The 8699-nt window shown below is 46.0% G+C and carries 8 protein-coding genes; 6 read left to right on the top strand and 2 right to left on the bottom strand.

Translation table 11 applies throughout. The annotated features are described in order from the left end of the window. Positions 1-769 precede the first annotated feature (769 nt). Positions 770-1546 carry an Abi family protein gene (locus J0895_RS19910; RefSeq protein ID WP_207089745.1) on the top strand — a complete coding sequence of 259 codons (777 nt, stop codon included), beginning with the start codon at positions 770-772 and terminating at the stop codon, positions 1544-1546. A gap of 45 nt (positions 1547-1591) precedes the next feature. Here J0895_RS19910 and J0895_RS19905 read toward each other — a convergent pair whose 3' ends face one another. Further along, positions 1592-2308, bottom strand: coding sequence for a hypothetical protein (locus J0895_RS19905; protein WP_207089744.1), 717 nt, complete (start codon positions 2306-2308; stop codon positions 1592-1594). A 132-nt stretch (positions 2309-2440) separates the two neighbouring features. Continuing rightward, complete coding sequence (locus J0895_RS19900) at positions 2441-3151, bottom strand: hypothetical protein (RefSeq protein WP_207089743.1); 711 nt, start codon at positions 3149-3151, stop codon at positions 2441-2443. A gap of 371 nt (positions 3152-3522) precedes the next feature. Between J0895_RS19900 and J0895_RS19895 the strand changes: the two genes are divergently transcribed. The 5 genes from J0895_RS19895 (at position 3523) to J0895_RS19875 (ending at position 8544) form a co-directional block, all read left to right on the top strand. Beyond that, on the top strand, positions 3523-4173 hold the full coding sequence (locus J0895_RS19895) for a MotA/TolQ/ExbB proton channel family protein (protein ID WP_207089742.1): 651 nt from the start codon (positions 3523-3525) through the stop codon (positions 4171-4173). Next, entirely contained in the window at positions 4157-4561 is a 405-nt protein-coding gene (locus tag J0895_RS19890; RefSeq protein ID WP_207089741.1) for an ExbD/TolR family protein, read from the top strand. Before J0895_RS19895 ends, J0895_RS19890 begins: the two co-directional genes overlap by 17 nt. A gap of 440 nt (positions 4562-5001) precedes the next feature. Further along, the gene (locus tag J0895_RS19885; protein ID WP_207089740.1) at positions 5002-5250 is read left to right on the top strand and encodes a hypothetical protein; all 249 of its coding nucleotides are present in this window, start codon (positions 5002-5004) and stop codon (positions 5248-5250) included. Positions 5251-5724: 474 nt separating this feature from the next. Beyond that, positions 5725-6186 (top strand): ABA4-like family protein, encoded by a 462-nt coding sequence (locus tag J0895_RS19880; RefSeq protein ID WP_207089739.1) that lies wholly within the window; start codon positions 5725-5727, stop codon positions 6184-6186. A gap of 339 nt (positions 6187-6525) precedes the next feature. After that, positions 6526-8544, top strand: a complete 2019-nt coding sequence (locus J0895_RS19875; RefSeq protein ID WP_207089738.1) for an amylo-alpha-1,6-glucosidase — start codon at positions 6526-6528, stop codon at positions 8542-8544. The last annotated feature ends 155 nt before the right edge of the window (positions 8545-8699 follow it).

Here is an 8699-nt window from a genome sequence, read left to right as displayed (position 1 = left end):
TAGTGACTTACTGTGCCGGAATTTCACCGAAGACGTGAATGCAATAATCACGCAGATGATTATTCTTACTCGCTTTTACTATTTTAACACGGTCGGCTCATATCCCCACGGATAAATCCGGGGGCTTTACGCCGATTCTCGGTAAAATATCGTACCTTGGGGTCGGGGTCTACTCAGTAGTCTACAGTTGCCATTTGAAAGGCAACCGATTTGATGAAATAGCCTAACACTCAGGGCGCTTTGGCTGTTTAAAAAACTTCCTTGAGAAACTTGTAACCGCAGGTTAGGACTCATGTAAGAACAACCTGAACAATTTTTACTTAGAAGCCTTGCCCAGCAAGAATCCCAGATAAAACTTGGACAACTTATTTTTGCATGATGCCTTATTCCGACTTTACAAGTGGAATTAGGTGGAGTAGACCCAAGGAGTGTCCCAAGGCTTACAATTTGAATTGTAACAAGTCAGTGTTATTTTGTCAACTGGGTTGACCAGAAGAGGCCAGATATTGGATCCCCTAATATAATCCGGGACCAGTGCTATAGCGGTACTCTCAACACCGAATTTTACTGCCCCACCATAACCCCGGCTAGTTTACAACAAATAATCAGGCTCTGTCCCCAAGCGTCCCACCCTTGAGGGCACTCTTTAAAGCAAACTTCTGAGAAGCAAATTTAATATAAATTATTACATACAATCGGGGCAGTTAGTTACGCCTATTCGTGTTATTATCGTAAGCTAGGTTAAAAATTACAGTCGGGGAAGCCGTTAATGAATGAATGGGATACCTTAATTCCCTTGGTTTCCGCAGCACGCCTTCAACCTTACCTAAATGCTGCGAATCAGAACAAAGAAGAAGCTTTGGAATTATATAAACTTAATATAAAATTATCGGAAACACTTTATCCATTTCTTTCGATTTTTGAAGTTACTTTAAGGAATAGAATTGCCGCAGTTTTGATTGCTAAATATGGGGGAAATTGGTTTAATGGAAATGGAGGTAGCTGGGTGGATGAAAGAGGCACCAGTATGACTTCCTATAATGACGAATTAGACCAATTGAATAAAACTAAAGAAAAATTAAATACCCAAAGAAAAAATCTTGTTTTAGATAACATTATAGCAGAGTTAAATTTGGGTTTTTGGACTGGAATGCTCAAGGATTCGTATCAAAAAACTATATGGCATCATCATATTGCAGACCTTTTTCCGGATGTCAATCCAAAAAATTACAATTTAAAGCGCAATATCAAGAAAATAAGAGGGCAAGCCGATAACATTAGACGCTGCCGAAATCGTGTATTTCACCACGATCCTCTTTTTGTAGGTAGCTATTCATTTCAGAACTTGTTGACAAACTATTTGGAGGGTTATCAATTAATAAGCTGGCTTAGTCAAGATATTTTTAGGTTGCTAACCTCTCAGGATATTTTTTTAAAAACTGTTGTAAAAATTCCCAGAAACCACTGGGAATTTATAATGCCTAGAAGTAGCAGTAATTCCCAGTTAATCATAAGCAAGATTGTAGATTTTCAGGAAAATATTTGAGCATTTAGTCGCCTTCATAATTTGCCCCTAACAGAAAGCACAGAATCAATGATGCCCTCTATCTTGCAGTTTTCTGAGTTCTCCTTGAGTATTTAAAGCAATCTGCAAGGCTTCATTTAGCAATCGTCCCCGTTCGCTGGCTTTGTCGCTGACTTGCAAGGCTTCGATCGCATTTAAGTTATTGGCAAACAATTCAGGATTGCGTTCGATAAAGTTGCGATTTTCTCTTAAAATTCGTTCGGTTCTTAAGGCGCGGATTAAATCTTGGCGGGTGAGTTTCAAGGCGTCAATGATGTCATCTCGATTGCTGAGTTGGACTCCTGGATTTCCCACATCTTCCAGGGAATCATTGAGGTCGATCGCCTTAATTAAATCATTATAGTTTTCTACATCATCGAGAAGCCCCAAAAGAGAATCCCCCTTACGAGTATTATTTTTCAGCCACATAAACCGGGTGGCGATCGCACTGATGCAGGTGGTACTCGCTAGGGTTCCCAAAACAATCCAGGATGGCGCATTATTAAACGCTAAATCCAGGGGAACTCCTCTAATTTCCCAGGCAATCCAATCTCCAAAGGCTAAGAGGGCTACAAATAAAATAATAGTTAAAGAACTAATGAGTAACGTCTCTTTATATAAAAAATTTGACCTTCGAGTAGGATTTTCCATTGTTGAAGGTCGAATTAACTCATCGACGGATACCCCGCTGAGGCGTCTAAGTTCTCCTCTGCTAATTTCTAAGCCTTGTAAATCTCGTCGCACGGTTTGATGCTCCTATCGATAGAATTGCTACTTGATCATTCCAGTCAGGGTCATTAGCTCAGAGTACCCTTGGACTGGTCGATATCTTAACAAACTCAGGAATGGGTTTTCTCTGCCGGATGTCCGATTGTTTTAGGTGGAGTCGGGACTGTGAGGAGAAGGGGATGGGGGTCTTGGGGATAATTTGCTGATTTCCTCATTGGCACTGAGGGCAATTTGCAAGGCTTCATTGAGCAGGCGTCCATGTTCGCTGGCTTTGTCGGCGACTTGCAAGGCGGCTAAAGCGGTCAAGTTGTTGGCAAAGATTTCGGGATTTCGGGCGATGAAAGTTTTATGTTTGCGGAGGATTCGTTCGGTTCTTAAGGCGCGAATTAAGTCTTCTTTGGTTAATTGAAGGGCTTGAATAACTTGTTCGCGATCGCGTAAATGAACGTCGGGATTTCCCACTTCTTCGAGGCGATCGTTGATATCAATGACGCGAATTATATCATTAAATCGCTCCACTTCATGCAACAATCCCGGGAGAGATTGGCCGACGTGCTTTTTCACCCAAAAAAACTGGCCTAGCTTTGTGAGAAATAATCCCACCACCAGTTGGGTACTCAGGAATAACCACTGGAAAGGAAAGGTGAGATTTAAAAGGGCGATCGCCACGGGATAGGTTAAGCCGATCGCAAAGGCAATCAGAAACGGTAAATACCGAATTAAACCCGGTGAATCGGGTCCGGGATCTAAACTGAGTAGGGTCGGGATAGAAAAGTGGTTAACCGCTTCAATATCGAGACCACTCAATCGTTTGAGTTCAATTTTTGGGATGGGTAACTCGTTGAGGTCCGGTCGCACGGTAGAATCTCCCTATCTTGTAGATACTCCAGTAGCATGGATATGCCATGAGGCGATCGCCTGTTTTATTCTGGCATAGACCGAAGGGTTTGAGCAGGCTTCCGGGGAAGCGCTTCTGAGGGGCAGTCGCAATAACTGGGCTTAAGTTGCAATAATTTTAAACCGGGTAAATAGGCTGAGAGGACCTTACGACGGCTTCAAACTCCTGTCCCTGACTTGATATGAACCCTCGTCGATTTCTTTTTCCTCAATTTTACAAACCCTCTTGACAAACTCTCTAAATTTGATATAGGCTTTTTGAGAATATTTATCAAATAAGAGCAACAGAAACCCCCAGGGTCTCTGTTGTGGGTTCGAGGAATGTAAACTACATGGGTAATTTAATGGCTGCGGGCGGGATAGTTTCGGTACCGCTCCTGATTGCTTCAATCGTTGCATTAGCGCTGATTGTAGAGCGCCTATTCTTCTGGTTTCGGGTGAATCGCCGCCAGGGGAGAATGGTCCGAGAAGTCTTGCAACTGTACCGCCAAGAGCCAGATTTGGCGATGAAAAAGCTGCAAATGAATGCGGATTTACCAGTCGCCCGAATTTTTTTAGAGGCACTGGCGTTAGAAGACCCTAATCCGGAAGAGTTTCGACTGGCGCTCGAAAGTTCGGCCCAGGCGGAAATTCCCCTGCTCAAGCGCTTTAATACCGTGTTTGAGACGATTATTAATGTAGCCCCTTTATTGGGGTTATTAGGAACGATTTTAGGCTTAATGCAATCATTTGGATCCCTAAGACTCGGGGATGTGGGGGGTAGCAATACCACCGGGGTGACGGGAGGGATTAGCGAGGCCCTCGTTTCTACGGTGATGGGATTAGTGGTGGCAATTTTTACCCTGCTGTTTGCCAATACGTTTCGCAGTTTTTATGTGCGACAAATTGCGTTAATTCAAGAAGTCGGGGGTCAGCTTGAGTTACTCTATCGTCATCGCTATGAAAGAGACCTAGGAGAACAAAAGTATGCGTCTACCCGATGAACCGGAATCTCAAGCTCAGATTAATATTGTCCCGATGATTGATGTCATTTTTAGTATTTTGGCGTTTTTTATCATTTCTTCGATGTTTTTATCGAAATCCGAAGGATTGCCGGTGAATTTGCCCCAAGCATCTACGGCGACGGTGCAAACGGAAACGGTGAAATTGACGATTTCTATTGATGCCGAGGGAATGTTGATGCTGGATGAACAGGCAGTCACCCTGGGGGATTTAGAGCAAGCGGTGCGCGATCGCATGAAGGCGGAACCTATTTCTGTGGTGGTGTTAAAAGCAGATAAAACCGTCGAACATGGACAGGTGGTGGAAGTAATGGATCGGGTGCGTCGCATTGAAGGGGCAAAATTGGCGATCGCCGCTGAAAAACCCTAATTCAACGCGCTTTTTTCGGGGCTGATTTCTGATTTTTACCGACATGGAACTAAGTTTGTCTTTAGAAATCAGCCGCGACAATTTCTTGAATTTATCTTATTAATAATAGTTACCAATGTTGGGGGAATGACTCAGAAGGGATAGCTGGCTATACAACTCACTAGCACAGGAAACGCTGAGGCACTTGATGAAGTGCCTCAGCGTTTTCATAATAGAATTCAAAGGGTTGAATTGCTTTGTGATGCGATCGCCGGAAAAGTTGCTGTTGCGACGATCACCGCTTTTTCCTCAATATTTGAAAAGAGACCTAACCCCCCAGCCCCCTTCCCACCCCTCCCCAGCCCTCTCCTCTTAGGGGAGGGTTGGGGACTTACAAGGGTAGGGTTTTTACGGTTATGGTGATTCTCCGGTCCCCGGACCTTGGCAAGGGGAGGGTTAGGGTGGGGTCCTCTTTATGTGGCGATCGCCACATAAAGCACTCTTTACAGCGATCGCGCCTGTATGTAGGCGGGTCCAATCTCTTTCTTCGTGACCAAAGCGATCGCTTTGGTCACTGCCAACACTCTCCACCCACTCATTCCTCTCTCTTGAAGCGCGATCGCGCTTCAAGAGGACCCCACCCTAACCCTCCCCTTGCCAAGGTCCGGGGACCGTCGCTGCTCTTAAGCGTGAAAAACCTACTATTGTAAGAGGGGGAGAGGTCAGATCGGTTTTTAGGCAAAATTGAGATGCTCTCTCAAAGGGTTGCTTGTGAGAACCGTGAAACTGGAGGATTCTATTTTAGAGCAGAACCCCTTTCATCCGGAGGAAATTCCGCTGGAGAAAAAAATAGAGACGCGATTGATTGCGTCTCTAGGCTATTGACCAGAACTCAACCCCCAGCCGCAAAAGCGACCATCACCAAAGCAGAAAGCGCTAAACCTGGGGAAAGTAACAGCACAAGCATTAATAAATCATGAACAGTCATCAGATTTCTCCTGGAATTTGATAGGAACCGTTAAGCGGTAGTTTTCGCTAATCTTAGCACTGGTTGCCTGGATGCACCGAACCCTTGGTCTGAGGTAACCCCCGGGGATTGGCCCGCGAAACTTCTCCGGCTGGATTTTGTGTGGCAGTGGTTTTATTGTAACATTTTGTTAAATTGAGAGAAAAAACAGCGAACCATGAACCTCGAACTCTTGTTTAATGCCGGGAACCTCTTTGTCTTGCCATTCTGGGCGCTGATGATTGTCTTACCCAATTGGGGAGTCAGCCGCAAAGTGATGGAATCCTATCTGCCCTTTGTACCCCTCGCCGTCTTGTATATTTATCTGTTTTTCGGACAGGTGGATGCAGAAACAGCCCAAGCGATGTCTAATCCCACTCTGGCAGATATTGCCCGGTTTTTTGGCAATGAAGGGGCCGCAGCTACGGGGTGGATTCATTATTTAGTCATGGACTTGTTTGTGGGTCGCTGGATCTATTGGCAAGGACAGCAGACTGGGGTTTGGACGACTCACTCCCTGCTGTTATGCTTGTTTGCGGGTCCGATGGGATTATTATCTCATCTGGTCACTGCAGCAGTTACGGCAAAGTTTTTCCCCAAATCCGACTCTGCACCTAGTCCAGTTTCAGCAGAAGGATAAGGTGAGGGGACAACTTCAGAATCAGTGGTTCACATTATTAAGTGAGATAACAGAGGATTAAATCTAAGATGAACGAAAATTGGGGGAGTAAAAGGAGTAGGGTGGGCAATGCCCACCTGAATTACGGTGGGCAATGCCCACCCTACTTCTTACGCATATTTTGAGAATCCACCCGTAAATGTAGGGGCGATTCGCTTTCTCGCCCCTACATTTACGGGTAATGAGTAAGTCCTATTGTCAAGATTTCCGAACAGGACCTAAACTGTCCCTAAGACATCGGTGATCCTAATTTCAGGCGTGAAATCAAAATCATTTAATCTAAATAAATCGAAGAAAATTATGTTCAAAAGTGAACTGGGTAGAGAACTTTGTGGCGAGTTGGCAACGGCTGAATCTCGTGAATGGCTGGTCACAAATGGGACGGGTAGCTATGCGTCGGGTACGGTTGCCGGACTGCTGACACGCCGATATCACGGGTTATTGATGGCCGCACTTCATCCGCCTTTGGGTCATACTCTGCTGTTTTCTAAACTAGATGAAGTGGCGAGTTATGGGAGTGAAGACTATCCTCTGTTTACGAATCGATGGGCGGATGGGACAGTAGAACCCCGAGGATATCAGATAATTGAACGATTTCATTTAGAGGGTTCTATTCCGGTGTGGAGTTATGGGTTTGGGGATGCGTTGTTAGAAAAGCGGATTTGGATGCAGCAGGGGGAAAATACTACTTACATTTATTATACTTTGCGGCGTTCCAGTTTGCCGATTACTTTGACGATGAAAGGGTTTGCAACGTATCGCGATCGCCATCATACAACCCAAGAGAATAGCCGGTTGATGCAGGTGGAGTCGGTGAGTTCGGGGCTATGTATTACGGCATTTCCTGGGGCGTTTCCCCTCTATTTGTATGCCGTTGGGGGCGCTGTGAGTCCGGCGCATCAGTGGCATTATGGGTTTGATTTGGCAGTGGAAAAGAGTCGCGGAGGGGACTGCCTGGAAGATTTACTGCAAGTGGCAACCTTTCAGGGGGAGTTACAACCGGGACAATCTTTGGCGATCGCAGCGAGTACCGATTCCCATGCCAGTTTAGGGGTGGAAAGCGCTTTACAGTCTCGTCGGGAGTTGGATCAACAGTTAATCAAACGCGCCCTCAAAGGGAAAGGACTCAAAGGTAAAAAAGGGAAAGCATATCAGTTGTCCCGAAAATCCCCGGAGTGGGTGCAGCAGCTAGTTTTGGCAGCCGATCGCTTTATTGTCGATCGCCCTTACCCTGAGAATCCCGATGGCAAAACAATTATTGCCGGATATCCGTGGTTTGGGGATTGGGGACGGGACATGGCGATCGCCTTGCCCGGTTTAACCCTTTGTACCGGACGTTCGCACATTGGGAAATTGATTCTCCAAACCTTTGCCCAGTATGTGGACCAGGGAATGTTGCCCAATCGATTTCCCGATGACGGAGAAACCCCGGATTACAATACCGTGGATGCCACCCTGTGGTATTTTCAGGCTATCCGTGCTTACTATTATGCAACAAAAGATAAAAAGCTGCTGAAAGAATTATGGCCGGTATTGAGAGAGATTATCCACTGGCATCAACAAGGTACAAGGTATCAGATTCAGATGGATCAGGCGGATGGATTGCTGTATGCCGGGGAACCGGGAGTGCAACTGACTTGGATGGATGCCAAAGTGGGCGAGTGGGTGGTGACTCCGCGTCAGGGTAAGCCGGTGGAGGTGAATGCTTTGTGGTATAATGCCTTGAGGACAATGGCGGAGTTTGCCCGGAAGTTGGGAAAGTCCGATGAGGAATATCAGAAGTTAGGCGATCGCACCCTAGCTGGATTTGATCGCTTCTGGAATGAGGAGTTGGGATATTGTTACGATGTCCTTGATACACCCAAGGGCAATGACGCATCCTTGCGCCCGAATCAGATTTTGGCCGTTTCTTTACCGGATAGTCCGTTACCTAGGAACCGACAACGAGCAGTGGTGGAGGTTTGCGGGCGATCGCTCCTCACGTCTTACGGATTGAGGAGTCTAGCTGCTACGGACCCCAATTATATCGGACATTACGGGGGAACCCTCCTAGAACGTGATGGCGCTTACCATCAGGGAACAGTCTGGGGATGGCTGATTGGACCTTATATTTCAGCCTATGTGCGTGTCACGAAAGATCCGAAAACTGCGGCTACATTTCTTGCCCCCCTTGCCAATCATTTGTTAGAAGCTTGTATGGGTAATCTCAGTGAGATTTTTGACGGAGATGCGCCGATGACCCCGAATGGGGCTTTCGCTCAAGCTTGGACGGTGGCGGAAGTGCTGCGGGTCGTTGCTGAATTAAAGATCGAACAATAAACAATTGCGCGATCATCATCTCGGTCAACCCTGACCCGGTGAAGGGGTAGCTCTGTCAAGGTGGTAAATTTAATGACGCTCAATCGTTGTTTCATGTAGGGGTTTGGTCTGATCACCCTCTGATCTGATGTAGGGGTTTGGTCTGATCACCCTCT

Origin of the sequence: Phormidium pseudopriestleyi FRX01 (genome assembly GCF_017313335.1) — a bacterium.
GTDB classification, from domain to species: domain Bacteria; phylum Cyanobacteriota; class Cyanobacteriia; order Cyanobacteriales; family Laspinemataceae; genus Laspinema; species Laspinema pseudopriestleyi.
Note: the sequence above shows the minus strand (reverse complement) of the source record. Positions and strands in the feature narration are given on the sequence as shown.